A 26,190-nucleotide genomic window follows, 5' to 3' on the forward strand; every position below is an offset into this window, starting at 1 on the left:
CTTTAGTCGAATGCGATCATCGACCATTGCCGACATGGATACCGTTGCCGTTCCTTGTAGGAGTGGTGCCGGCATGCTGGCGCGGGTGAGTCGCGATGGGGCGTTACCCCGCCGCTTCCTTGTAAAGATGATGGCGCTATGTCGACACCAGTGAGTCGCGACAGGAAACATCAACGTCGCGACTCACCGGTGCCGGCATGCCGGCACCACTCCCACAAGGTAGGTAGCCCGGGTGAGGCCAAAGGCCGCAGCGCGGCCAGATGGCGAACAACCGCAGCGAGTAGATACCGCTATTCGGGCGGGGAACGTGCAGGTTCCGTGTAACCCACCCCGGATGCGCTTCGCTTATCCGGGCTACGTGTGTTTGTAGGAGCGGCGTGAGTCGCGATGAGGCGTTACCGGTAAAGCCCCATCGCGACTTACCGGTGCCAGCATGCCGGCACCACTCCTACAAGGATCAGCTGCGTTTTTGTTGACACCGGCTTCCTGTTTCCGGCTTCCTGCCCTCCCATTCCTGGTTCCGGTCCCCTGCATTGCGTCATTGCAATTGCGATATAGCTCGCCCGATTTAAATGATTGGTGCGGCGCTCCCTGCCCTGCCTATCCTTTGGGGGGAGTCGCATCGCGGCGGGCGTCGGCTGACAACGTATGGCCGGGTCTGCTGGCAAGCGTCTCCATGACGGCAGATTCACGCCGGCCGCTGCGGCGGCGTGCGCACTCATTCGACGTCGAAAGAAGGATTGGGAATGGTAGGACCTGCTGGATCGGCTGCTCGGACTTCCACGCAAGCGCCGCATGTCGGCAGCTCGCCTTCGTATCGCGCAGCCTTGACGCTACTGGCCTCGCTGTTCTTCATGTGGGGCTTCATCACCGTCATCAACAACACGTTGCTGCCGCATCTGCGCAGCGTCTTCAGCTTGTCCTATACCCAGGCGACGTTGATCGAGTCGGTGTGGTTCATCGCTTACTTCTTCGCCTCGCTGCCGTCGGCCAAGTTGATTGAACGGGTTGGCTACCAGCGTGCGCTGGTGATCGGTCTGGTCATCATGGCGGTTGGCGCACTGGGCATGATCCCGGCGGCTCGCTTGCCGTCCTATGGCATCACACTGACCTCTTTGTTTGTGATCGCCAGCGGCATCACCCTGCTGCAGGTCGCGGCCAATCCTTATGTCGCGGTCATCGGCCCACCGGAGACGGCATCATCGCGTCTCAACCTGGTGCAGGCATTTAACTCGGTCGGCACTACGCTGGCACCGCTGTTCGGCGGCTATCTGATTCTCGGCCGCTCCGCGTCGGGTACCACCAAGGGCGAGGTGGTGCTGACCCAGGCCGAGCGCCTGGCCGATGCGCAGTCGGTGCAGTTGCCTTACCTGATCGTCGCGATAACGCTGGTGCTGCTGGCGGTGGTGATCGCCCGCTTCAAGCTGCCTGCATTGGGCCAGGCGACGCAACGTGCCACGCGCGAAGAGCGCTCCCTGCACTCGCTATGGCGCCATCGCAATCTGGTGCTTGGCATTCCGGCGATCTTCATCTACCTGATCGCCGAGATCGGCGTGTCGAACCTGTTCATCAACTTCGTCTCGCAGCCGCATATCGGCAACCTTACCCACGCGGAGGCATCCAACTATCTGTTCCTGTTGTGGGGCGGCATGATGGTGGGCCGTTTCGCCGGTAGCCTGCTGATGCGCCGGGTGGCACCCGAAACCGTGCTGGCCATATTCTCGATCGGCGCGTTCGTAGTGATGCTGCTGACGGTGTTCACCACCGGTGCGGTAGCGATGTGGTCGCTGATCGCGGTGGGGCTGTTCCACTCGATCATGTTCCCGACCATCTTCACGCTGGGCATCAAAGGGCTGGGGCCGCTGACCGAAGAAGGCTCCGGCCTGCTGGTGATGGCCATCGCCGGCGGCGCGCTTGTTGTCGTGCAGGGTTGGCTGGCCGATCGCTATGGATTGCAGCAGGCTTTTCTGCTTACCGCGGTTTGCGAGCTGTATGTTTTGTTCTATGCGCTGTGGGGTGCAAGGACCACACCGGTTGTGGCGACGGCAGGTGAATAATTGTGCCGTAGATGTAGGAGCGCCGTCCCGGCGCGAGCTCTTCGCCTCTATCGCGATCTGACAGAAAGAGCTCGCGGCGAGACGCCGCTCCTACATTGCCTTCTTCTGACCTATCGATGACTCAGATCAAACCCGCGAAAACACCAACGTTGCGTTGTTGCCGCCAAAACCAAAACTATTCGACATAACGGTATTCACCGACGCATCGCGGCTGCTGCGCAATATCGGATAGTCCGCTGCACGTTCATCCAACTCGCTGATGTGGGCCGACCCTGCGAGAAAGCCATCGCGCATCATCAACAGGCAATAGATCGCCTCGTGCACGCTGGCCGCGCCGAGCGAATGGCCCGACAACGCTTTGGTCGATGAGATCGGCGGAATGTCGTTGCCGAAGACGGTGCGCACGGCATCCAGTTCCGTCACATCGCCCAGCGGCGTTGCCGTGGCATGGGTGTTTAGATAATCAATCGGAGCCGACACGCCATCCATCGCCATCTGCATGCAGCGCACGGCGCCTTCGCCGGAAGGCGCCACCATCTCCGCGCCATCGGACGTTACGCCGTAGCCGACCAGTTCCGCATAGATGCGCGCACCGCGCGCTTGGGCGTGCTCAAGGTCCTCCAGCACCACCATGCCACCGCCGCCTGCGATGACGAAACCATCGCGGTTGGCGTCGTAGGGGCGAGAAGCGATTTCGGGTGTCTCATTGGCGCCGGTGGAAAGCGCGCCCATCGCGTCGAACTGGCAGGTCATGCCCCAGTGCACCTCTTCACCGCCGCCGGCCAACACGATGTCCTGGCGACCGGAACGAATGAGATCAGCCCCCGCGCCGATGCAATGCGCCGAAGTCGCACACGCCGCCGACAGCGAATAGCTCACGCCCTTGATGGAAAACGCTGTTGCCAACGTCGCCGATACAGTCGAGCACATGGTTCGCGGCACCATGTATGGACCGACCTTGCGCACACCACGCGCGCGCATCAGATCGGCTGTTTCAATCTGCCATTCCGGCGATCCGCCACCGGAACCGGCAATCACGCCGGTGCGGACATGGCTCACCTGCTCCGGCGACAAACCCGCATCGGCAATCGCGTCCCGCGTGGCGACATACGCGTAGGCCGCGGCATCGCCCATGAATCGCTTCTGCTTGCGGTCGATCGCCGCTTCCAGATCGATGTTCGGAATTCCCGCCACCTGGCTGCGCAAACCCATCTGCGCATAGTCGGGTTGGAAAGTGATGCCGGACCGCCCCTCGCGCAATGACTTGGAGACACTGTCCAAATCGTTGCCCAGGCACGACACGATACCCATTCCCGTAATGGCTATACGACGCATCTCAAAATCCTTCGGTCGAAGAGAACAGACCCACGCGCAGATCCTTGGCAGTGTATATCTCGCGGCCATCGACCAAGGTGCGCCCGTCGGCCAGCACCAGTGTCATCTTGCCGCGCACTACACGACGCACATCGATCTCGTAACGGACCACCTTGGCATTGGGCAACACTTGCCCGACGAATTTCACTTCGCCAACACCCAGTGCGCGTCCGCGCCCGGTCCCACCCAGCCACGGCAGATAGAAACCTGCCAACTGCCACATGGCATCCAGTCCCAGGCAGCCCGGCATCACCGGGTCGCCTTCGAAGTGGCAGGCGAAAAACCACAGAGAGGGATCGATGTCGAGTTCGGCGTGGATTGCCCCTTTTCCGTAGCTTCCGCCCTCTTCCGAGATGTGCGTGATGCGGTCGAACATCAGCATGGGCGGTGCGGGCAAACGCGCATTGCCAGGGCCGAACATCTCGCCGCGAGCGCAACTCAACAATTGCTCACGATCGAGCGACGAAGGTTTTGTCATCAAGGGATTCACCGATAGGAAAGCGCCAATATGGCGACGCAAACGCTACTTTACCTTGATCTTCATCAAATCGTTTTCCATACGCGTGCGTAGGTGTGCGGTTTTCGTTCAAGAATCCACTTGAGAATGAGGATTACAAACGACGTCAATTGATTCGGAAATTAGGATGCGAAGGCTTCCCTTCTCCCACCGGGATGAAGGTATGCGGCTTACGACCCATCGGGTCGTGCATGCCTGAATGCCCTGCGTGCTACGCAGGGCCGGGGCGCAAAGCGAGGTGGCGCGCAGCGACGGATGAGGGCATGAGGTATCCGCTTGTAATAAGGTCAGACGGCGAGTCATTGCCATTCCCTCATCCGCCCTCGGGCACCTTCTCCCGGGGGGAGAAGGAAACCCAGCGCATTCGCATTACATGAAAGTGTCATGATTTTCATGCGGCATTGCAGCGAACCTAAAACGTTGGAGTATCAACACGGTGCTCTGCATACCATGCCGCGGCACCTATCACGCCCAGTTGCCCGTGGTCGACGCGCCATACCGGCACCTGCCGCAACGCGTCGGACAGCGCACCCTTGCGCAAGTAGCGCTGCTGGAAGCGGCCATCGTGAAGGAATTCCGCGATATGGCTGGTGATGCCGCCTGACAAGTAAACGGCCTTGGCTCCGAACGCGATGGCAAAATCGCCCACCAGGCTGCCCAGCCATTCGCAGAACACGTGCAGGCTCTCTTCTGCAATGGGGTCCTGTCCGGACTGCGCCGCCTCAATCAGTTGCTGTGGCATTCCCCATCGCGGCGATACACCACGCAGTTCGCACAAACAACCGTACAAATTGACCAATCCCGGGCCAGACAGTACGCGCTCGTTGTCCACGTGCCCGTAGCGGCGCATCAGCAAACGCACGATGTCCAGTTCCAGTTCATTGCCCGCCGCCAAAGCGGAGTGCCCGATTTCGCTGGACAAAACCGCAGCGTGCTCGCCTCCCAACCGCAGAGCCGCGCCCAGGCCGGTACCCGGTCCCAGTATCAACGCGGGCCACCCGGCCAATGGATCGCCCGAGCCCGCCAGGCGATTCATTTTCTGCGGATCCGCATACGGAATGGCGTAAGCCATCGCCTGAAAATCATTGATCAGGCGCAAGTGTTCCAGGCCGGATTCCACCGTTGTTTTGGCTACCGAAACCTGCCACGGCAGATTGGTATTCAGGAGATGATCGCCTTCCAGCAGCCCCGCGATTGCAACCACTGCGCTGCGCGAAGTACCCGGGCCAGGATCTGCTGCCGCATCGGTGGAGAACTCGCGCAGGATGGACGCCAAACTGGGATATTCACCGCAGGCGAATTTACGGAAATTCCGAACGACCGGCGCTTCTGTCGGACTCATGGTCACCCAAGCCAACCGCGCGAACGTACCCCCCACATCCGCCGCGATGACCGTGCTTGTTTCACTGGTATTGGATATGTCCTTCATTCCCACGGGACGAGCGGAGGCGACTGCGGTCGAGTTCTTCATATCGTCACTTGGTGGGCAAATCGCACTAACCATAAAGCATGGGGCATGAGACAAGCGTTTGAAAGGTGCGAACTGACCGGCTAAGTGCCAACGATGGGCAGCAACGAGACCGGACGCAACGGCTGTGGTGTGGCGAAAGGATCGCGATTGGATTGGTAGCGCTGCCACAGGTTGTCCGCGATGTTCTGGGCCGCCGCGTTGGCTTCACGGCGCATCGCGGGGTTTCCGCATTCGGCGGTGGTCTGCATAAACAGATCCAGCCAACGCAGAAACAACTCCGCCGACAAGCCCGGTATCGCCATGTGCTTGGGCACCGGCGCTCCGCGGAAGCGGCGCGTACCCCGCAGTACGGCCGACCAGAAATCCGTCAGTTGCGCCAAGTGCGTGGGCCAGTCATGAACGCGCGCATCGAAGATCGGTCCCAGTTGCTCGTCCTGGCGTACGCGTGCGTAGAAGTCGTCGACGAGGCGCGCAACCTCTTCTTCGGTACACAGTGCTGGGCCGGGCGTAGATGTGGGGGGTGTGGACATGGGTGTGGGTGGATGGGGGCGATGTATTGTCGCATCGATGGGTAGATCTACGTTCACAGGAGCTTCCTTCCTCCGAGGAAGAGCTTGCTTTTCCTTTCTCCCCTTGGGATGAAGGCATGCGGCTTACGACCCATCGGGTCGTGCATGCCTGAATGCCCTGCGTGCTGCGCAGGGCCGGGGCGCGAAGCGAGAGCCTGCTCCGTACTTGATACGGGGGCGGATGAGGTAATGGGAATGACTTGTCAGCGGAACTTTCTACAAGCGGACACCTCATTCCCTCATCCGTCGCTTCGCGCCACCTTCTCCCAGAGGGAGAAGGAAAAGAGCAGTACGTCCTGTCGACTAAACCCTGCCCCAAGTCCAGGGTTTTCCACCCACCATTCAGCCGCCAAATGCATATTTCAGCGACCAGCAGGTTAAAGTACGCGCACCATGTCGTCGCTTCCCGTCATCCTTCTGCGCGTGCTGCTCAGCGTTGTCCTGATCTTCAACGGATCGGGCTATGCGTATGCGGCCACGCAGTTGCATATGGCCGGGGCACCCGTCGCCAGCGACGCCGTCAACCACGATATGGCCGCGCACGACGTGCCGCCCTGTCACGACGCCGAGGGCGACATGGCCTACCAGGACCCCGCTCCGCCGAAAGATGGCATTGCCGGCCACGACAGCCACGACGATTCCAACTGCTGCCAGACCGACCAGTGCGACTGCGTCTGCGCGCAGCATGTTCCTGCCACCAACCTGGCTTTCTGGCTTCGTTCCCCGACGCTGGCGCGAAGCCACGTCCCGGCGTATCGCCCGGCGCAGCATCTGTCTCCTGCTTTGTCGCACCTGCAGCGACCTCCCATCGGCTAAGCCTGTTGGCCGCGCCTTAGCGGCCTCTCTACGCGCATGCGCTGGAATCCGCTGTCATGCGGCCTCCGGCGCCGGTCAATCCGCGTCTTGCGCGGTATGGCCACCCCCACAGGCAATCATGGAATCAACAATGTCTTCCAACCCTTTCGGCTTTGGACCCGATTCGGCGTTCAAGCCCTCGCGCCGGCAGTTCGTCACTGGCCTGGCTATTGGTGGTGTCGCCGCCGGCCTGGGCCTTGCCCGCGTACCAGCTTTTGCCGCCAACGCCACCACGCTTCCCGTGCAGACGTTGACCGGCACCGAATTCGACCTGGCAGTCGGTAGTTCGATGGTCGATTTCACCGGTCGCGTGCGCCCAGCGATTACCGTCAACGGCAGCCTACCCGCGCCGATCCTGCGCTGGCGCGAAGGCGATACCGTTACCGTTCGGGTGGCGAATCATCTGCGTAACGCCGATGGATCCATCCACTGGCACGGCATCCTGCTGCCGGCCAACATGGATGGCGTGCCGGGATTGAGCTTCAACGGCATTCCGCCAGGTCAGACCTATCAATACCAGTTCGAAGTGAAACAGTCGGGCACTTACTGGTACCACAGCCATTCGCTGTTCCAGGAACAAGCCGGCCTTTACGGCGCCCTGATCATCGACCCACGCGAACCTCCGCCGTACCGCTACGACCGCGAACACGTGGTGTTGCTGTCGGACTGGACCGACATGGACCCGGCCGCACTGTTCCGGCGCCTGAAGAAAATGCCCGAGTACGACAACTACTACAAACGTACCGTGGGCGACTTCGTGCGCGACGTGCGCCGTGACGGACTGAGCGAAACGCTGAGCGACCGCGGCATGTGGGGGCGCATGCGGATGACGCCCACCGACATCTCCGACGTCAACGCGCATACCTATACCTACCTGATGAACGGCACTGCGCCATCGGGCAACTGGACCGGGCTCTTCCGCCCGGGCGAAAAAGTGTTGCTGCGTTTCATCAACGGCTCGTCGATGAGCTACTTCGATGTGCGCATTCCAGGCCTGAAGATGACCGTGGTGGCGGCCGATGGCCAGTACATTCATCCGGTGACCGTGGACGAGTTCCGTATCGCGGTGGCGGAAACCTTCGACGTTATCGTCGAGCCCAGTGGACAGGATGCCTTCACGCTGTTTGCGCAGGACATGGGCCGCACGGGCTATGCGCGCGGCACGTTGGCGGTGCGGAATGGTTTGGAAGCACCGATTCCAGCACGTGATCCGCGCCCGCTGCTGACCATGAGCGACATGGGCCATGACATGGGCGGCGGTGGGCATGCAGGTGGACACAAAGGCATGGAGGGCAGCTGCGGTGCCAGCATGGCCGAAGGTAGTTGCGGCGCGAGCATGAGCAGCGGCCACGGTGAGCACGGCGGTGCCGCCGCGCCGATGCATCCAGCCAGCGAAACCGGTAACCCGCTTATCGACATGCAGTCCGGGGCCGGCGAACCGAAACTTTCCGATCCCGGTATAGGTCTGCGCGACAACGGCCGCAAAGTGCTGACCTACGGCGACATGAAAAGCCTGTTCTCCGACCCGGATGGACGTGAGCCTGGCCGCACGGTGGAGCTGCACCTGACCGGGCATATGGAAAAATTCGCTTGGTCCTTCGACGGTATTCCCTTTGCCAGCGCCGAGCCATTGCGGCTGAACTACGGCGAGCGTATGCGCATCGTGCTGGTCAACGACACCATGATGCAGCACCCCATCCATCTGCACGGGATGTGGAGCGATCTGGAAGACGAGAACGGCGAGTTCCACTTGCGCAAGCACACCATCGACATGCCGCCAGGCACCCGCCGCAGCTATCGCGTGCGCGCGGACGCGCTGGGTCGCTGGGCTTTTCACTGCCATCTGCTCTACCACATGGAAGCCGGAATGATGCGGGAAGTGCGGGTGGAAGAATGAACATGTCCATTCGAATTTCCCTCAACCTGCTGACTGCGGCGCTAGTCTTGGCGATCCATGGCAATGCAATGGCGCAACACGACCATTCGCAGCATCAGACCACGACACCAAAATCGGAAGAATCCACGAGCACCGGCCACGAGCAACACGGCGCGCAGGAATCACCTCCCGTCGAGCCGGTCGACCATTCCAAGATGGACCATTCGGGCAAAGACGACAAAGGCACGGACCACAGCGGCATGGATCATTCGCAGATGGAGCATGGTCAACAAACGTCGGAAAATCCTCCGGTTGACCACGCAGCGATGGGCCACGGCAGCGGCGCCACGCAGCAACCCATTGAGCCGATTCCCCAGATCACCGATGCCGACCGCGCCGCGGCTTTTGCACCGATCAATCATGGCGCAATGGAACACGCGTCCAGCATCAACGCCATGGTGCTGTTCAACCGCCTGGAAACATGGGATGCCGATCATGGCAACGGTCAGGCCTGGGAAGGCAGCGCGTGGATCGGCAGCGACTTGAATCGCCTGTGGCTACGCAGCGAAGGCGAACGCGAGGACGGACGAACCGAAGCTTCCGATCTTGAAGTGCTGTATGGCCGCAGTGTTTCTCCCTGGTGGGATGTGGTGACCGGCGTGAAGCATGAGTTCCGCCCCGGAGACTCGCGCAGCTGGGCGGCGTTCGGCGTGCAAGGGTTGGCGCCTTACAAGTTTGAAGTGTCGGCCACCGCATACGTCGGCGAATCGGGACAGATCGCTGCCACTGTGGAAGTTGAGTACGAACTGTTGCTGACCAATCGGTTGATCCTGCAGCCGCTGGTCGAAGCGCGCCTATCGGCCAAGGACGAACCGGAGTACGGCAACGGATCGGGCCTGAACACCATCGAGGCCGGGCTTCGGCTGCGCTATGAAATCAATCGTCGCTTCGCGCCCTACGTGGGTGTCGTGCACGAACGCGCCTTCGGCGATACCGCCGACTACCACCGCGCGGCCGGCGAAGACGTGCGCGATACGCGCGTGGTCGCGGGCGTACGCATTTGGTTCTGAGGGAGGACGTCGCGATGTCATCGACCAAACGTAAACCGTTACTCGTGTTGTTCACTCTGGTGGTAGTCGTGCTGGCGGCTGCCGGAATCGTCTGGTCGGGTGCTTACAACGTGGGCGCGGATGCACCGCACACGCGTCCGGTCTATGCATTCTTCGGAACCGTCCGCGACCGTTCCATCCAGACACGTGCCGCTTCGATCCAGGTCCCGGATCTGAGCGACCGGGCACGCGTCGTGCAAGGCTCCGGAAATTACCAGGCCATGTGCGCAGGCTGTCATCTGGCTCCAGGCATGACAGAGACTGAGCTCAGCCAAGGCCTCTACCCTGCACCGCCCGACCTGACCAAGATGGCGACGTCGCCCGCGGAAGCCTTCTGGGTGATCAAGCACGGCATCAAGTTGTCCGGCATGCCGGCCTGGGGCAAGAGCATGCAGGACGAATACATCTGGAACCTTGCCGCCTTCTTGCAAGAACTGCCGAAGCTGGATCCTGAACAATACAAGGCCATGGTGGCGCAAAGTGGCGGGCATTCGCATGGGGGTGGTGAGTCGATGCCTGATCCTAAGGGCATGAATGGCGATGCCGATCATCATGGTGGCGAAAAGCCAGCCCCTCATCCGCACACTGATTCCTCACCGCATTCGCATGAGGAAGCGAAAGCTGAGTCCGGTTCGCCGGAAGAAAGGAAAGATACTTCGTCAGTACCTCATGATGGTCATGAAGACGATGGTCACCAGCATTAGGTTCCCAATGAAACTCTCTGTCGTCATGACCAGCCATTCGGCTGTTGAAGAGCGCCTCCGGCGCATGCCGGGACCGAGCGACTTAGCTAGCCGTTTAATTAGCCAGGGTAGCCACCATCCGGAAGGTAAGGCGCTGGGTCCCGGCATGCGCCGGGATGACGGGATTATTGGATTTAACGAACACCTGATATGAAATCGCCAAATGCAGATCGATCGCAATCAGCCACAAAAGGAGTCCTGATATGTTCCCCCGAAGAATTACTCGTCTCGCCAGCATTGCAGCAGCCGCCATCGCGCTGTCCGCCTGCGGTGCTGCGCCAAATCCCGCAATGGATATCGCGAAGACCGCCACCGAAACGTTGCCGCTGGCATCTGCGCAAGCAGCATCCGCCACATCGGCAAAGCCTTCTACTTCGCGTTCACAGTCATCCAAACCATTGCCCAAGGTGCTCGTCCACAAGAGCGAAAGCTGCGGCTGCTGCGGCGCCTGGGTGGACCACCTGCGCACCGCTGGTTTCACGGTGGAAGTCCGCAATTCCGATGATCTGCAGCCGGTGAAACTGCGCCTGGGGATCACTCCGAGCATGATGTCCTGCCACACCGCGGAAGTCGGCGGCTACTTCGTGGAAGGCCACGTGCCCGCGGCGGACGTCAAGCGTTTGTTGGCGGAAAAACCTGACGTGAAAGGTTTGGTGCTGCCTGGCATGCCGCTGGGCTCGCCTGGCATGGAAGTTCCCGATGGACGGGTGCAGCCGTATGTGGTGTCTTCCGTCGACAAGCAAGGCCAGTTGAGCGATTACGCGCATCACGGGCATTGAGCCGAAACCCTGTAGGAGCGCCGTCCCGGCGCGAGCTCTTCGCTTCTGGGGCGATCCGAAGAAAAGAGCTCGCGGCGGGACGCCGCTCCGCGCCCCGATAGCCGCTCGGTGAGCCCGATCCAGAACGCGCCGCAGCGCGTCCAGATGGCGAACGGCAGGCTTCAATCGCTTCGTTTTTGCCACGGTCTGACAGCAAGAGCTCGCGGCGGGACGCCGCTCCTACAACGACAAAAGCCGTGCATGCGAACGCCACTGCTATATCTTGAAATCGTCAAACGCAATCCGCTCCTCAGCCACGCCAAGCCGCTGCAATAACTGGCGCGTGGCCGACAACATCGCCGGTGGCCCGCACAGGTAGAAATCGCAGGCATGCAGATCGGGATGGTCGCGAAGCAACTTCGCGTGTGCGATTTCATGCACCAGTCCCTTCAATAGTCCAGCACTGCACTCGGCCTCTTCCGACAGCACCAGGTGCCAGCTGAAATTGGGATAGCGGCGAGCCAGTTCCGCCATTTCTTCCACGTAAGGCGCCTCACGCAGATGTCGCGCGCCGTACCAGAAATGAATGCGTTCGCTGGCACCCGCGTCCAGGCAGGCATGCACCATCGCGCGCAGCGGCGCCATGCCCGCGCCACCGCCGATGAATATCTTCTCGCGGCCGCCGGTTTTGAGGGCGAAGTCGCCGAACGGTCCGCTGAACCGAACAGGGTCGCCGGCCTTCAACGAATACAAGTAGGTCGAGCCTTTGCCGACCGGCTGACGTTTCTTGTCCTGGCGGCCCGGACTGAAACGCGCCAGCAAAGTCAGATGGCCGCCCGCTTTTTCGACCGGCAGCGACAAGGAATACGAGCGCCGCACCGGTTCCTTGTTGGTCAGCGTGGCCGGCAGATCCAACGCCGACCATTCGTCCCGATGATCATCCGGATGCGCGATGTCGTGCTTGCGCAGCGAATAATCCGGCACATGGATCTGCAGATAGGCGCCCGGCCGGAAAGCGGTAGCAGCCGCCGGTGGCGCTTTCAGCACGATCTCACGCAGGAACGGCGTTACCGCCCGCACGCTCTCCACGGTAGCCGTGTGCTCCGTCCATAAGCCCGCACCGCCGGTAACCTCCACCTGTGTGTCGGTATCGACGCGCAGATTGCAGGCCAACCGATAACCCAGCTTCAACTTGCTTTCTGTCAGATGCGCGCGGTCGGCGCTGGTGGGTTCCGGCGCGTTGCCACGGAAGCGTACTTCGCACAAGCCACAACTCTGTCCGCCCCCGCAGTTGGACGGCAACTGCAGGCCCTGCCGCGCAAGTGCCAGATAGACGCTGTCGCCCGCAGGAGCTTCGACTGTGCTTAACCGGGTGCCGTCAGGATCGAATACCGCCAGCTCGCGTGCACGCCGCCAGCGCCGGGGAACGAACTCGCTCAAGCGGAAACTGGCGACCAACAACCAGATGCCGCACAGCGCCATCCATAGCCCGCCGACGCCCATCATGATCACCAGCGGATTATTGAAATTCTTCCGCCCCGTGTAATCCATGATGTGCAGCATCCAGAACACATCGAACAGGCGCCACGTACTGTTGCGGTGCTCCAGTACGGCGCCACTTTGCGCGGAAACATAGACTGTGGTGTCTTCCGCGTCCGCGAAGTCCACCCGCCACAATGGTCCTTCGTGGTCGCGTGCTTCCAGCGTCTTGACCAGTCGTTGTGGCGCTGCCGGATTCCCATTTCCGGTATAGGATGCCGCCGCCAGTGCGGTCGCCAGCGTCGCATCAACGATTACATCGCGACCGCTGTCTGCATCGACCAAGCGGACACCTTTTTCGCCGGCCAGTTCGTAGACGGGCCGCTCCAACAGCCATCGCGCCGATACGCTGCGCACTGGCGTAAGCGAAGCCGCAACCATCTGCGTTGGCGACAGCAGTCCCTGTGGCCATGGACGTTCCGCATGCGCATGCGCGCGGAACGTATGTCCCTGCACCTTGTCGTGATCCAGCAAGCTCATCATCAGACCGCTGGTCATCCACAGCACCAGTTGCAGGCCGACCAGAAGGCCCAGCCATTTATGCATTTTCCGCATCCAGGGCGTCATGCGGCGGCCCTCCGACGGAAGCTGTAGAACAACAGCCAGACGCCGCTAAGCGCCAGGCACAAACCGATAGCAGCGGATACCCTCAGCAAGTTGTTGTTGACGTCGCTGCGCTCCTCGTAGTCCATGATGTGGAACATCCACAGGAAGTCGAACCAGCGCCACAAGCTGTGCCTGCGCGCCAGCAATGCGCCGGTATCCGGCGAGAAGTAGAGCGTGGTCGCACCGCGGTCGGCGAAGTGCACGGCCCACATCGGCACTGGCCGGGTGGCGACTTCCTGCGGTGCGCGAGTGATCCATTCGACGCTGCGCACGTCGGCATCGCCCTGGTAGATCGATACCGCCAGCGACTGCACCGTCGCCTTATCCAAAGGGCTGACTGGGGTACCGGTGACTGCATCCAGCAGCACGCTGCGTTCGTCCTGGTGGATCTCGAAAACTTCCTTGCCGTGTAGACGTTTCAGCCGGTACGAGGTGATACCGGGATAGCGGTTTGCCATCGCAGCAGGATCGATGCGCTGTGCGGTGGCATCCAACGGCGCTTCCTGCATATGCGCCAAGTGATCGCCGTGAATGATGTCCAGCGAGACGACGGTCATGTAGACGCCGCTGATCATCCATAGCAGCGCCTGCACACCAACCACCAAGCCGATCCATTTATGGGCGCGTCGCGCCCAGAATGCGGGTTTCATGCGGTAATGCTTCCTATTCGACTTGCGTTCAAGAGCCGCGAACGGCTCCGCCGGAGACCGGCGAAGCCGCGTGCGATTACTCGCGTATCACCAGCGATATCCGATGCGCGCGTACCAACGGCGACCCAGCAAGTCGTAGGTCATGGTGTCGGTATTGGCGTCGGTGTAGCTCTGGATGAACGGTGGGTCCTTGTCCCACAGGTTGTCGATGCCCAACGACACGTCGAATGCGTCGCTGACCGCATACTTCAGCTGCACGTTGTGATACGTCACGCTGGGGGCGTGGTCGCCGATGTCTCCTGGCGCAGCATTGATATCGTCTGCCGAACCGATGTATTGCAGGCTGTAGGAACCGGACCACGCATCTCGCGCCATCGTCAACGATGCGAACGCGCGCCACTGGGTATAGCTGCCCTGCCCGCCGGTGATCTTGCCCGCATAGTCGATCTCCTCGCCGCCTGGATACGGGACGAAATCGTAGCGATCCAGGTAGGACAGATCGAAGTTGATGATGGTGTCCCAACCCGCCATCTGCAGTTCGTACAGCATGCCAAGATCGATGCCGGAAACCCGTTCGCTTGCCGTATTGACCGGTTGCGCGGAGAGGAAATCCACCTCACCGGTGACCGGATTGCGAGTGAAGTGTTCACTGCCGCAGAACGGATGCGCCAAGTCGGGTGTGTTGTAGCACAGCGACAACTTGGTCGAACCGGCCACGCTGCGGATGGCGTTGTCGATCTTGATGTCGTAGTAGTCCAAGGTGAGGGTCAGGCCCTTGGCGAACGCTGGCGTCCATACCGCGCCCACGGTAAACGTCTCGGCATCTTCTGGTTCCAGATCGACGTTGCCGCCCGTGGTGGTCAGAATGGTGTTGCCTAGTTGCGTGTATCCCACCGGCACGCCATAGGCCTGGCAGTTCTGATAAACGGTGGACGATGCCGGCTGGCTGCTCCAGCCACTGCAAGGATCGGCGGTGGTCAGATTGCCTTCGGAAACGCCGCCAAACAGTTCCGGTACGTTGGGTACGCGGAACGCGGTGGAATAGATACCGCGCAACTTAAAGCTGGGCACCACCTGCCAATCCAAACCAACTTTGTAGTTGACGTCGTTGCCGAACAGATCGTAATCGGAGTACCGCGCGGCCGCGTTGAATGTCAGAGAATCAGCCAGCGCCATGCCCTGCAGCAACGGCACGGCGAACTCCACGAATGCTTCCTTGGCCGTGTACTCGCCGTCGATGCGCTGCTGTGCATTGCTATTGGCGATGCCCATCTGTGTCAGCTGATCCGGATCGCGCCAGCCACGGTCCTTGCGCGCTTCCACGCCGGTGGCGAATCCCACCCATCCGGCCGGCATTTCGAACAATTGCCCGGACAAATTGGCGGTGAAGCTGCGTTGCTCGTTGCCACCGGTATCGCGTGTGGTGAACAGGATGTAGTCCAGCACTTCCGGGCTGACGTCGCCGTAGCCAAGATAATCGGCGCAGGGTATCGCCGCCCCAGGCGCATTGCTGCACAGCGCCGTGTTGAGCGTCTGGTCCACACGGTCCAGGTTGGCGACGTTGGTGGAACCGTCATCGCCGGTATTGCGGCCCCAATTGATGGCCGCGTTCCATTCCCAACCCATGCCGAAGCGCCCTTCCAAGCCCAGCACTGCGCGGAAGGTATCGGTCTCTTGGTAGAACTCACGCGGACCGGCTTCTTCCAGACGTTTGCGTTGCAGTACCAGATTCTGTCCGGTGGGATTGGTGGGGTGATCGGCGGCGATATTGATGGGACGGTATTGGCCGATGGCACCGGGCGTCGCGAGCTGGTTGGAACGCCGGTTGGTGAACATCAGTTCGGTGAACAGATTCAGGTCTTCGGCTAGCACCATGTCGCCGAAAGCACTGAAGCTCAGGCGCTTGATCGGGTTTACCGCATTGAGCGAGGGATTGCCGTTGTAGTTATGGATGGAGGAATAAGGCTCGTAGAAGTCGCCGTCACCATTCGGGTCCTGATTGAAGTTGACGGTGGTGCCGTCGGCCAGGCGCGCGCGACCGCCGATGGTGGCGGAACTACCCACGCATTCCAGCCGGCCATCGACTTCGCCCAGCCCGCACGGGGCGCGGCTGGCCATGTTGACGGCTTGGCTTTCCGAATAGCTGACCGAGCCCATCAGCGAACCGCGATCGCTACTGGTGCCCCACGACAGATCGAACGCGTAGTCGGCGCCGTCGCCCCCGAATGTTTCGCCATAACGCGCATTGAGCTGCGCACCGTCGAATTCCTTTTTGGTAATGATGTTGACCACGCCCGCGACAGCATCCGCGCCATAGATCGCCGATGCGCCGTCCTTCAGCACTTCGATGCGGTCGATCATGGCCACGGGAATGACGTTGAGATCGACCGATGCATTGGCGCCGGTCCCGCCGTTGACGATGCGTCGGCCGTTCAGCAGCACCAGCGTGCGGTTGATGCCTAGCCCGCGCAGGTTCACCTGAGTGGTGCCGTAGCCGTTGTTGGCCCAGTAAGCGTTGGTCTGGTTGCCCGCAAAACCTGCTGACGCGGGCAGACGCTGCAACAGCGTTTCGATGGTGGTCGCGCCAGAGCGTTCGATGGTCTCGGCATCGACCACCGTGACCGGACCGACACCGGATATTTGCGCGCGTTTGATGTGGCTGCCAGTGACGGTGACCGTATCCATGGTCTTGGCCTGCTCGGCCGTTGATTGAGCAGTGGCTTCCTGCGCTTGCGCGTGGTTTGCGGCGCTGACGCACAGCAGCACGCCGATGGCGACGGCCAAAGGATGACGTTGGGAATGCATGGGTTCTCTCCCCCAGGGATTGGGTCTTGTCGGGATGAATCACGTCCGACGGGTTTACGCGGTAGCGTATGCACCGCGGAAACGCAGGACGGAGGTGTCGCCGCAGGGACGACGGGACAAGATCAACCGATCGGAGGTCGGAAAACCGGGGAAATATCGTGGAGGGCGCTCAGCGTCTTCAACCGGCCGGCATAGACGGAGGCCAACGCATGCTGGGCAGCGAACGGCACAGGGGTGTTATCCGGGAAGAACGTCAGCGCGCAACTGCACGCGCAGGCTGATTGGCCGCCGCAGTCGCAATCGTGCTTCAGCCCGCTGTTATTTCCCGCTTTTGCAGCGTCGCCGGTATTGTCCTCTTCGCAATCGGCCGCGGCGTCCACCGTCGAATTCGCCGCAGCGGCAGCATGCGCGGCATTTTCCATCGCCATGTGCGTGGATGCCCAAGCATTGACCGCGCCGCTCACACAGAGCACGAAGATCAGGAACAACCGCAGCAGGTGATTGGCGCGCGTCATGCGGGGAATGAGTTTCACCACGAGTTCTCGGCGCCAGCAATAGCATGTGCAAAAAACGCGTGTCAACTTTTTGCAGGGATTGGCACCGAACCGGCGGAAATGCGTTCGAGATGGTGCTTCGCACGCGCCATATCGGTGCAATTGTGGTCGCTGCGTCCGCGTGCGCGCCATAGGTCAATCGAAACGGCGAGCATGTTTTTGCGACATGACTCGTTCAACGCAATAGACCCATAGAGCCTGTTCACGCTTAGCGATACTCGTCATCCCGGCGGAGGCCGGGACCCAGCGCCTTGACCGGCCATTGGCGATGGAGAAGCCAGTTGCCGTCTGGGGTGCAAAAGGCGCTGGGTCCCGGCTTTCGCCGGGATGACGACAAATTTTCGAACATGGTCCTGCCCTCCCCTTGAGCTGCCTCCCCGCTCCCGGTTATTGCCCCTCCCCAACAAACCCTTGACTCTGGACTAGAGTCCAGACCGCAAAATGGCCCCAATCCCTTTTCGGAGCCTCCCATGAATATCGGACAGCTCGCGCGCCAGGCCGGCGTCGCCATTGACACCATCCGCTATTACGAGCGCCAGCATCTGCTGCCCTCCCCCTCGCGCAGCCCCAGCGGGTACCGCCGCTACCAAGCCGAAGACGCCACGCGGCTGAACTTCATCCGCCGCGCCAAGGCGCTGGGCTTCACCTTGGATGAGATTCGCGAACTGCTCTCGCTCACGGCTTCCGCCAACAGCGACATGGCCGCCATGAAGACCGCTGCCACCGCCAAGCTGGCGGTGGTGGAACAGCGCCTGGCGGAACTTGCCCGCATGCGCGATGCGCTGCGCACTCTGGTCGACGCCTGCCCCGGTCATGGCGAACTGGAGCGGTGTCCCATCCTCAACGCCTTGGTGGAGAACGAAGCATGAATACGTCTTTGAACCGCCACTCACCTGGCGGTCATCAGCATCACGGGCATGGACATAGACACGGGCACGAACACGCTCCCAAGCCAGCCAGCTCCAAACCAGCCTGCTGCAGCCATCACCACGAAAATCCGCGGGAAGACAATGGCGCGACGGTTCGCGATCCCGTCTGCGGCATGAGCGTGGATCCGTCGCAAACACCGCACCACGCGCAGCACCATGGCGAGACTTACCACTTCTGCTCCACCGGCTGTCGCGGCAGGTTCGTGGCCGATCCGGAAAGGTACCTGCAGTCCGGCGAAACCGAACCCGTGACCGCTCCGCCGGGCACTCAATACACCTGCCCCATGCATCCGGAAATCGTCCGCGATGCGCCGGGCACCTGCCCGATCTGCGGCATGGCGCTGGAACCGATGATGCCGTCGCTGGACGACGACGAGAACCCTGAACTCACCGACTTCCGCCGGCGCTTCTGGTGGACGCTTCCGCTGAGCGTGGCAACGCTGGTGCTGGCGATGGCTGGACAGTACCTGCATATGATTCCGCCGACGCTGCGCAGCTGGGGAGAACTGATGCTGAGCACGCCGGTGGTGCTGTGGGCGGCTTGGCCGTTCTTCGAGCGCTGGGCGCAGTCCATTCGCAATCGCAGTCCCAACATGTGGACGCTGATCGGTACCGGCGTGCTGGCTGCCTATGGCTACAGCGTGGTCGCCACGGTCGCTCCGGGTGTTTTCCCGGCATCGTTTCATGAACACGGCCGGGTCGGCGTCTACTTCGAAGCGGCAGCGGTGATCGTTTCGCTGACGCTATTGGGGCAGCTGCTGGAACTCAAAGCACGTTCGCAGACGTCGGCGGCGATCAAAAGCCTGCTGGGCCTGGCACCGAAAACCGCGCGGCGTTTGCATGATGACGGCAGCGAGGACGACATTGAACTAACCCACGTGCATGTAGGCGATCGTCTGCGCGTGCGCCCGGGCGAGAAAATGCCGGTGGACGGCGTGGTGCTGGAAGGCCGTTCGCATGTCGACGAATCAATGCTGACGGGCGAACCGATTCCGGTGGCGAAGTCGGTAGGCGACCGGGTGATCGGCGCCAGCATGAATAGCGCCGGCAGCCTGGTCATCCGGGCGGAAAAAGTAGGCAGCGACAGTGTACTGGCGCAGATCGTGCAGCTGGTGGCGCAGGCGCAGCGTTCGCGTGCGCCGATGCAACGCATGGCCGACAAGGTGTCGTTCTGGTTCGTGCTGGCGGTGCTGACGTCGGCGGTGCTGACGTTCTTCGGCTGGGGACTGTTCGGCCCCTCGCCTTCGTGGACGTATGCCGTACTCAATGCGGTATCGGTGCTGATCATCGCCTGCCCTTGTGCCTTGGGACTGGCGACACCGATGTCGGTGATGGTGTCGACCGGCCGCGCCGCGCAGGCGGGCGTGCTGTTCCGCGATGCGGAGGCTATCGAGACGCTGCGCAAGGTCGACACGCTGATCGTGGACAAGACAGGCACCCTGACAGAGGGACGTCCCGCTTTCCGCGAAGTAATCGCGCAGGCGCCTTATTCGGATGACGAGGTGTTGCGTTTGGCTGCCAGCCTGGACGCCGGTAGCGAACATCCGCTGGCGCAAGCCATCGTCGCGGAGGCACGTGCACGCGGCTTGACGCTCTCGCCGGCCGAGGACTTCGAATCGTCCACCGGCATCGGCGTACACGGCGTGGTGGAAGGTCGCTCGCTGGCGCTGGGCAATACCGTGCTGATGGCTGAAGCCGGCGCTGATGTCGCGCCCCTGCGCGAAGTCGCCGAGCGATTGCGCGGAGAAGGCGCCAGCGTGATGTTTCTGGCCGTGGACGGCATTGCGGCTGGCTTGATCGCTGTAGCCGATCCCATCAAAGCCACCACGCCGGCCGCACTGGAAGCATTGCATCGCGCCGGCCTGCGTGTGGTGATGGCCACTGGCGACGGCGCGACCACCGCGCGCGCCGTTGCAAAAAAGCTAGGCATCGATGAAGTGCACGGAGAAGTGAAGCCCGCAGATAAAGCCGAGTTGGTGGCAAAACTGAAGAAGCAAGGCCGACGCGTGGCGATGGCCGGCGACGGCATCAACGATGCACCCGCGCTGGCAGCCGCTGACGTTGGCATCGCCATGGGCACCGGCACCGACGTGGCGATGTCCAACGCCCAGGTCACACTGGTCAGAGGCGATCTGCGCGGCATCGTGCGCGCCCAGGCTATCTCCGAAGCCACGGTGCGGAACATGCGGCAGAACCTGGGCTTCGCCTTCCTCTACAACGCACTAGGCGTGCCAGTCGCCGCAGGCCTGCTGTACCCCCTCAGCGGCGTGCTGCTCTCGCCGATGCTGGCTGCATTGGCGATGAGCCTGAGCTCGGCGTCGGTGGTCGGCAATGCCTTGCGGCTACGCGGGCTGCAGCTAAAAGCGGATTGATTCGCTCGTAGTGACCAGCCGTCGGGGCGTGGCCCCGACCTACATCGTCACATTGGTCGGCCCGATGCGGCCGACCCGCTAGAATGCCGCGGGGCCGCATCGAACAGGGGAAGTGCCGTGGAAGACCAGTCAATCCAGGCAACCAAGAGCGGCGGGAAAGCGTCGCCTTGGCGCTATGCACTGCTGGTGGCATTGCCCATGTTGGGTGCAGTGGCGCTTTCCCTGTATTTCAGCGGCCCTGGGTCGACCGCTCGCGTGGCTCCCGTGGCCGCGGTGCATCTGTCCTCGCCGTTGGCGCGCTTCCTTCTGCAACTGTTGACGGTACTTGTTGTCGCCAAGAGTGCGGGATGGCTGCTACGCCGGTTGGGGCAGCCGGCCGTCATTGGCGAAATGGCCGCCGGTTTGCTGCTGGGTCCGTTGCTGTTCGGCGCCGTGTTTCCGCAGACGCAGACCTGGCTGTTCGCTCCTGAGTCGCTGGGTGCCCTGTCGCTGGTCAGCCAGTTGGGCGTACTGATGTTCTTGTTCGTTGCTGGCGCCGAGTTCGAGCTTTCCAGCTTGCGCGACCGGCGCGGTTTCGCGCTGCTGGTCAGCCATGCCGGTATCGCATTGCCGTTTCTATGCGGCGTGCTGCTGGCCTTTGCGCTTTATCGCGAACATGCGCCGGCCGGTGTCGAATTCACCGGCTTCGCGTTGTTCATGGGCATCGCACTGAGCATCACGGCATTTCCGGTACTGCTGCGCATTCTGTCCGACCGCGGAATGGACAGCACTCCGTTGGGGCGCATCGCAGTGGCCTGTGCGGCGCTGGGCGATGCCAGTGCCTGGTGTTTGCTGGCGGCCATCGTCGCTTCAGTGCAGGCCGATGGGTGGGGCATGGTGTTGATGAGTTTGGGCGGCACCGCGGTGTTCGCCGTCGCTATGACCGCTGGGCTACGGCCCTGGATGGCGAAACAGACGATTGCTCCTGGAAAGGAAGGCCGCAGCCTGATTGGTCTGTTGCTGCTGGCACTGACGGCCGCCCTTATCACCGAACTGTTGGGGATACACGCGTTATTCGGTGCATTCCTGGCCGGCATCGCCGTATCCGGCAATGCGCGCCTACGCGATCTGCTGGTGCAGCGCGTGGAGCCATTGGCAATAGCGCTGCTGCTTCCGCTGTTCTTCGCCATGACCGGGTTGCGTCTGCGGATCGATGGCTGGCAGATGAGCGATCTGGCGCTCTGCGCTGGCGTGATCGCCGTGGCTACGCTGGGTAAGTTCGGCGGCACCTGGCTTTCCGCGCGCTCCGCGGGCATGCCGTCCACGGAAGCGAGCAAGCTAGGCGTGCTGATGAACACTCGCGGCCTGATGGAGCTGATCGTATTGAACCTGGGCTACGAGCTCGGCCTGATCGGCGATCGTCTGTTCGCCGTACTGGTGATCATGGCGCTGGTGACGACGGCGATGACCGGGCCGTTGCTGGATTTGCTTGATCGACGTTCGCGATTGCGGGCATCCGTGAATTGAACTGTCGGCACCTTTCTCGGGTGCCGGACACCTCCCCTGGCGCAGTGGCGCGGTTGTCGTAGAGCGGCGCTTGCTCCGCTGCTCTTCGTGACACGGCGGTAATCATGGGCAGCGGCGAAAAGCAGCGGAGCAAGCTCCGCTCTACAAGAAACGTCTAGGCGGTTATTCGCTATCGCCTGCCGTTGCGACGGCCTCATTGCTACTGACTCAACGCTATCGCGAGGCGCAGCTCCGCTCTACGACAAGCGCCTTCTAGCGGCTATTCGCTGTCCCGACACCATCGCGGCCGCAGCTCGGCTCTAGGAGAGGTGCGGCGGGTCGACCTGCCCCGCTAATTGCTGTTTTTTCTCCGTCTTAACGCACTCGCGCCGACGATGGCCGACCGATACCCGACAGGAGAACACAATGAGCTACGTGGATGGTTTCGTACTGCCGGTCCCTAAAAGCAACGTGGACGCTTACAGAAAAATGGCGCGCAAGGCCGGCAAGGTCTGGATGGAACACGGTGCGCTGCAGTATTGGGAATGCGTCGGCGACGATGTGCCGGAGGGCAAGACCACTTCATTCCCGAAGAGCGTCAAGCTGAAACCGGACGAGACCGTGGTGTTCTCGTGGATCTGCTACAAGTCGCGCGCGCACCGCGACAAGATCAACAAGCTGGCGATGGAAGATCCACGCATCGCGGCGATGGATCCAAAGACGATGCCGTTCGATTCGAAGCGGATGATTTTTGGCGGCTTCAAAGCGCTGGTGAAGCTCTGAGCGCAGTGCAAGACAGAAGTAGGCGCTGGCTTCTTGCCCTTCTCCTCTGGGAGAAGGTGCCCGAAGGGCGGATGAGGGAATGCCAATGACTCACCATAGCATTTGCTACAAGCGGACACCTCATTCCCTCATCCGTCGCTGCGCGCCACCTTCTCCCGGAGGGAGAAGGGATCAAGAGCCAGAGCCTTACTTACCCACTTTCGCGTACGTGCCCTTGAGCGCGGTACCCGCCATGATGGCGCCGGCATAGCATTCGTAATTGCTCGGGCTGCTGAACTCTTTCTTCTTGTAATAGCTCACCACGTCGATAACCGCGTTGGCGCCCTTCGACTTGGCGCTGTCCTGGAAGGCCTTCAGTACCGACAGCGTCACCCAGCGGCAAGCTTCCTCATCCGACTTGTTGGCCGCGTTGGTCTTACGATTGGCCACGTCTTCGCCCATCTTCGAAACAACCGCCGGGTGTTTCTGCCCGGCCAGATAGAAGCGGACGCTGCCATCGATACCGGCCTCTTTGGCCTGCGGCGAATCAAGCAGTTCCTGCAACGAAAGTTCTACCCGTGTCTCGCGGGCGGAAGCGTGGGGAATGGCGGATACCAGGGCGATCACGGCGGTGACAGCAGTCAATGCGATGCGATTCATGCGATTTTCTCCTTTTGTTTGAACTGACTTTGACACGTGTTTTATTTCCGACTATTCAATCTTGCCAACGCTTGAAAATCAGCGACGTATTGATGCCGCCAAAGGCAAAGTTATTGCTCATCACGTAGTCGGTACGCAGGTCCCTGCCCTCACCGGTAACGTAGTCCAGTTCCGCGCAACGCGGGTCACGGGATTCCAGATTAAGCGTGGGCGCGAACCAGCCTTCGCGCATCATCTCAATGGTGATCCAGGCCTCGTAGGCACCGCACGCGCCCAGCGTGTGGCCGACGTAGCTCTTCAGCGAACTGATGGGCATGCGCGGGCCGAACACTTGCGCGGTGGCAGTGGTTTCGGCGATATCGCCATGATCGGTCGCGGTGCCATGAGCGTTGACGTAGCCGATATCCTCCGGCGCAAGCTCAGCATCTTCCAAAGCCAGACGCATGGCTTGTGCCATGGTTTCGGCACTGGGCTGGGTGACGTGCTGGCCGTCGCTGTTGGTGCCGTAGCCGACTACTTCCGCCAGGATATCCGCACCGCGGGCACGCGCATGTTCCAGATCTTCCAGAATCAAGGTGCAGGCGCCTTCGCCCAGCACCAAACCATCGCGATTGGCATCGAATGGCCGCGGCGTGGTTTCCGGCGCGTCGTTGCGCACGCTGGTAGCAAACAAAGTATCGAAGACCGCAGCGGCCGTCGCGTCCAGCTGCTCGGCACCGCCCGCGATCATGGCAACCTGCTTGCCGTTGCGGATGGCCTCGTACGCCGAACCCACGCCCTGGCTGCCGGAGGTGCAAGCGCTCGACGTGGTGATGACGCGGCCGGTCAGGCCGAAGAACACGCCGATGTTCACCGGCGCGGTGTGGCTCATCATCTTCAAATAGGTGGTGGCGCTGATACCGTCGGTGGTGTGCTCGTTGAGCATGCGGCCGAACTCGCCGATCGCGTTGTGACTGCCGGCCGACGAACCATACGACACGCCCACCTGCCCGCTCTTGAGTACCGGATGGCCCAGCAGCCCGGCCTGCTCCAGCGCGAGTTCTGTGGCGCGCACCGACATCAGCGCTACCCGGCCCATGCTGCGGGTGGTCTTGCGGTTGTAATGCGCCGGCAGTTCGAAATCTTCGGCGGGCGCGGCCAGCTTGGTGTTCAGCCCTTCATAGATATCCCAGTCCGGCATGTGGCGCACCGCGTTGCGGCACTCGCGCAGGCGCAGGTGCACGCTGGGCCAATCGTGCCCCAGCGGACTGATGGTGCCGGCACCAGTGACGACGACGCGGCGAGGCGCATGGTTTTTCGCAATAGGTGCGCTCATCCGATCAGTCCTCCGTTGACTGAAATGACTTGGCGGGTGACGTAGCTCGCCTGCTCGGACAGCAGGAAAGACACGACCGAAGCCACTTCCTCCGGCTTGCCCATGCGACGCATGGGAATCATCTTCAAGGCTTCATCGGCGACTTCGCCGCTGACCATCTCGGTGTCGATCAGGCCCGGTGCCACGCAGTTGACGGTGATGCCGCGGCTGGCCAGTTCCAGCGCCAGCGCCTTGCTGGCACCGATGATGCCGGCCTTCGCCGCGCTGTAGTTGGTCTGCCCGCGATTGCCGACCAATCCGGACACCGACGACAGCGTGACGATGCGTCCCGGCTTGCGCCGGCGTACCAGCGGCATCACCAACGGATTGAGTACGTTGTAGAACGCATCCAGGTTGGTATGTATCACCGCGTCCCAGTCCTCTCCGCTCATCGCCGGAAAAGCGTTGTCGCGGGCAATGCCAGCGTTGCAAACGACGCCGTAGTACGTGCCGTGTTCGGCAATGTCCGCTTCCAGCGCCTGCGCGGTAGTGGCGCGGTCGGCGATGTCGAAGGTCAGCACGCGCGCGCTCCTGCCCAGGCTACGGATATCCGCGGCCACGGCTTCGGCTTCATCCACGCGGCTCCGGCAATGCACCACGACATCAAAACCGTCTTGCGCGGCGCGAAGCGCGATTGCGCGACCAATCCCACGGCTGGCCCCCGTCACCAGGACGGTCGAGTCACCACTCATAACGTTCCACTCTCCAGATAAGCCATCGCATCCGGTGGTTCGAACACCGATACGTTGGCTGTCGCCACTTCCCTGCCGTCCTCGAGGATCCGGCAGCCGAACATCCCCAGACCATTGTCGCCCATCAACTCCCGGGTTGCCTCCACCCGCAGCAGGGCGCCCGCGCGGAAATACGGATCCGTCGTGGTGTAGCGTCGCGTACCCAGCAGGAATCCGATGCTGGGCTCCTTGCCCGCCGTACGCGCGCGGCAACCCGCCCAGGCGGCGATGGCTTGCGCCATGTATTCCACGCCCACCCAGGCCGGCATGCCGGCGTCCGTACTGAAGGGACTTTCCACCGGCACCCGCACTTCCACCGCCACGTGGTCGTCGTCCCACTCCAAGAGGCGATCGATCAACCGCATCGTGCCGCGATGCGGCACCACTCGTTCGATGTCGTAAAGCGTTCCCATC

23 protein-coding genes are annotated in these 26,190 nt (G+C 61.7%); 10 read left to right on the forward strand and 13 right to left on the reverse strand.

Annotated features, from left to right (window positions below; all coding sequences use genetic code 11):
• Nucleotides 1-746: 746 nt before the first annotated feature.
• Entirely contained in the window at nt 747-2,057 is a 1,311-nt protein-coding gene (locus AB6O04_RS10330) for a sugar MFS transporter (RefSeq protein WP_368563792.1), read from the forward strand.
• 126 nt (nt 2,058-2,183) lie between these two features.
• Here the strand turns inward: AB6O04_RS10330 and fabB are convergent, their stop codons facing one another.
• The 4 genes from fabB to AB6O04_RS10350 all read right to left on the reverse strand — a co-directional run bounded on the left by fabB (nt 2,184) and on the right by AB6O04_RS10350 (nt 5,949).
• Complete coding sequence (gene fabB / locus AB6O04_RS10335) at nt 2,184-3,392, reverse strand: beta-ketoacyl-ACP synthase I (protein WP_368563793.1); 1,209 nt, start codon at nt 3,390-3,392, stop codon at nt 2,184-2,186.
• Between the two features lies 1 nt (nt 3,393).
• Nucleotides 3,394-3,909 (reverse strand): 3-hydroxyacyl-[acyl-carrier-protein] dehydratase FabA, encoded by a 516-nt coding sequence (gene fabA, locus AB6O04_RS10340; protein ID WP_368563795.1) that lies wholly within the window; start codon nt 3,907-3,909, stop codon nt 3,394-3,396.
• 451 nt (nt 3,910-4,360) lie between these two features.
• Entirely contained in the window at nt 4,361-5,419 is a 1,059-nt protein-coding gene (locus AB6O04_RS10345) for a glucokinase (RefSeq protein WP_368563796.1), read from the reverse strand.
• Between the two features lie 80 nt (nt 5,420-5,499).
• Complete coding sequence (locus AB6O04_RS10350; protein ID WP_368563797.1) at nt 5,500-5,949, reverse strand: group III truncated hemoglobin; 450 nt, start codon at nt 5,947-5,949, stop codon at nt 5,500-5,502.
• Between the two features lie 432 nt (nt 5,950-6,381).
• Between AB6O04_RS10350 and AB6O04_RS10355 the strand changes: the two genes are divergently transcribed.
• The 4 genes from AB6O04_RS10355 to AB6O04_RS10370 all read left to right on the forward strand — a co-directional run bounded on the left by AB6O04_RS10355 (nt 6,382) and on the right by AB6O04_RS10370 (nt 10,532).
• Complete coding sequence (locus AB6O04_RS10355; protein WP_368563798.1) at nt 6,382-6,804, forward strand: CopL family metal-binding regulatory protein; 423 nt, start codon at nt 6,382-6,384, stop codon at nt 6,802-6,804.
• A gap of 130 nt (nt 6,805-6,934) precedes the next feature.
• Nucleotides 6,935-8,740 carry a copper resistance system multicopper oxidase gene (locus tag AB6O04_RS10360; protein ID WP_368563799.1) on the forward strand — a complete coding sequence of 602 codons (1,806 nt, stop codon included), beginning with the start codon at nt 6,935-6,937 and terminating at the stop codon, nt 8,738-8,740.
• On the forward strand, nt 8,737-9,789 hold the full coding sequence (locus AB6O04_RS10365; protein WP_368563800.1) for a copper resistance protein B: 1,053 nt from the start codon (nt 8,737-8,739) through the stop codon (nt 9,787-9,789). The genes AB6O04_RS10360 and AB6O04_RS10365 overlap by 4 nt, the downstream gene beginning before the upstream one ends.
• A 14-nt stretch (nt 9,790-9,803) precedes the next feature.
• Nucleotides 9,804-10,532: a cytochrome c gene (locus AB6O04_RS10370; RefSeq protein ID WP_368563801.1), complete on the forward strand. Its 729-nt coding sequence runs from the start codon at nt 9,804-9,806 to the stop codon at nt 10,530-10,532.
• A 94-nt stretch (nt 10,533-10,626) separates the two neighbouring features.
• Here the strand turns inward: AB6O04_RS10370 and AB6O04_RS10375 are convergent, their stop codons facing one another.
• Nucleotides 10,627-10,977 (reverse strand): hypothetical protein, encoded by a 351-nt coding sequence (locus AB6O04_RS10375; protein ID WP_368563971.1) that lies wholly within the window; start codon nt 10,975-10,977, stop codon nt 10,627-10,629.
• On the opposite strand from AB6O04_RS10375, the gene AB6O04_RS10380 reads away from it, so the two are divergent.
• Entirely contained in the window at nt 10,862-11,350 is a 489-nt protein-coding gene (locus AB6O04_RS10380) for a DUF411 domain-containing protein (protein WP_368563958.1), read from the forward strand. The genes AB6O04_RS10375 and AB6O04_RS10380 overlap by 116 nt on opposite strands.
• A gap of 255 nt (nt 11,351-11,605) precedes the next feature.
• On the opposite strand, the gene AB6O04_RS10385 is transcribed toward AB6O04_RS10380, so the two are convergent.
• The 4 genes from AB6O04_RS10385 to AB6O04_RS10400 form a co-directional block, all read right to left on the reverse strand.
• Nucleotides 11,606-13,414, reverse strand: coding sequence for a 2Fe-2S iron-sulfur cluster-binding protein (locus AB6O04_RS10385; protein ID WP_368563802.1), 1,809 nt, complete (start codon nt 13,412-13,414; stop codon nt 11,606-11,608).
• Nucleotides 13,415-13,431: 17 nt separating this feature from the next.
• Nucleotides 13,432-14,124, reverse strand: a complete 693-nt coding sequence (locus AB6O04_RS10390) for a PepSY domain-containing protein (RefSeq protein ID WP_368563803.1) — start codon at nt 14,122-14,124, stop codon at nt 13,432-13,434.
• Nucleotides 14,125-14,211: 87 nt separating this feature from the next.
• Complete coding sequence (locus AB6O04_RS10395) at nt 14,212-16,929, reverse strand: TonB-dependent receptor (protein WP_368563804.1); 2,718 nt, start codon at nt 16,927-16,929, stop codon at nt 14,212-14,214.
• A gap of 122 nt (nt 16,930-17,051) precedes the next feature.
• Nucleotides 17,052-17,462: a CopL family metal-binding regulatory protein gene (locus tag AB6O04_RS10400; RefSeq protein WP_368563805.1), complete on the reverse strand. Its 411-nt coding sequence runs from the start codon at nt 17,460-17,462 to the stop codon at nt 17,052-17,054.
• 491 nt (nt 17,463-17,953) lie between these two features.
• On the opposite strand from AB6O04_RS10400, the gene AB6O04_RS10405 reads away from it, so the two are divergent.
• From AB6O04_RS10405 to AB6O04_RS10420, 4 genes are all read left to right on the forward strand, one after another.
• On the forward strand, nt 17,954-18,352 hold the full coding sequence (locus AB6O04_RS10405) for a MerR family transcriptional regulator (RefSeq protein WP_368563806.1): 399 nt from the start codon (nt 17,954-17,956) through the stop codon (nt 18,350-18,352).
• On the forward strand, nt 18,349-20,784 hold the full coding sequence (locus AB6O04_RS10410) for a heavy metal translocating P-type ATPase (protein WP_368563807.1): 2,436 nt from the start codon (nt 18,349-18,351) through the stop codon (nt 20,782-20,784). The genes AB6O04_RS10405 and AB6O04_RS10410 overlap by 4 nt, the downstream gene beginning before the upstream one ends.
• 132 nt (nt 20,785-20,916) lie before the next feature.
• Entirely contained in the window at nt 20,917-22,290 is a 1,374-nt protein-coding gene (locus tag AB6O04_RS10415; protein WP_368563960.1) for a cation:proton antiporter, read from the forward strand.
• A gap of 405 nt (nt 22,291-22,695) precedes the next feature.
• On the forward strand, nt 22,696-23,052 hold the full coding sequence (locus AB6O04_RS10420; RefSeq protein ID WP_368563808.1) for a DUF1428 domain-containing protein: 357 nt from the start codon (nt 22,696-22,698) through the stop codon (nt 23,050-23,052).
• Between the two features lie 186 nt (nt 23,053-23,238).
• Here the strand turns inward: AB6O04_RS10420 and AB6O04_RS10425 are convergent, their stop codons facing one another.
• From AB6O04_RS10425 to AB6O04_RS10440, 4 genes are read right to left on the reverse strand one after another with little or no spacing between them, the layout of a single operon-like run.
• On the reverse strand, nt 23,239-23,691 hold the full coding sequence (locus tag AB6O04_RS10425) for an excinuclease ATPase subunit (protein WP_368563809.1): 453 nt from the start codon (nt 23,689-23,691) through the stop codon (nt 23,239-23,241).
• Between the two features lie 55 nt (nt 23,692-23,746).
• Entirely contained in the window at nt 23,747-25,006 is a 1,260-nt protein-coding gene (locus AB6O04_RS10430) for a beta-ketoacyl-ACP synthase (RefSeq protein ID WP_368563811.1), read from the reverse strand.
• On the reverse strand, nt 25,003-25,737 hold the full coding sequence (fabG, locus tag AB6O04_RS10435; protein ID WP_368563812.1) for a 3-oxoacyl-ACP reductase FabG: 735 nt from the start codon (nt 25,735-25,737) through the stop codon (nt 25,003-25,005). The genes AB6O04_RS10430 and fabG overlap by 4 nt, the downstream gene beginning before the upstream one ends.
• The gene (locus AB6O04_RS10440; RefSeq protein WP_368563813.1) at nt 25,734-26,189 is read right to left on the reverse strand and encodes a hypothetical protein; all 456 of its coding nucleotides are present in this window, start codon (nt 26,187-26,189) and stop codon (nt 25,734-25,736) included. Before AB6O04_RS10440 ends, fabG begins: the two co-directional genes overlap by 4 nt.
• Nucleotide 26,190: the final 1 nt, after the last annotated feature.

The sequence above is a fragment of the Pseudoxanthomonas sp. UTMC 1351 genome, from assembly GCF_040948865.1.
GTDB lineage: Bacteria > Pseudomonadota > Gammaproteobacteria > Xanthomonadales > Xanthomonadaceae > Pseudoxanthomonas_A.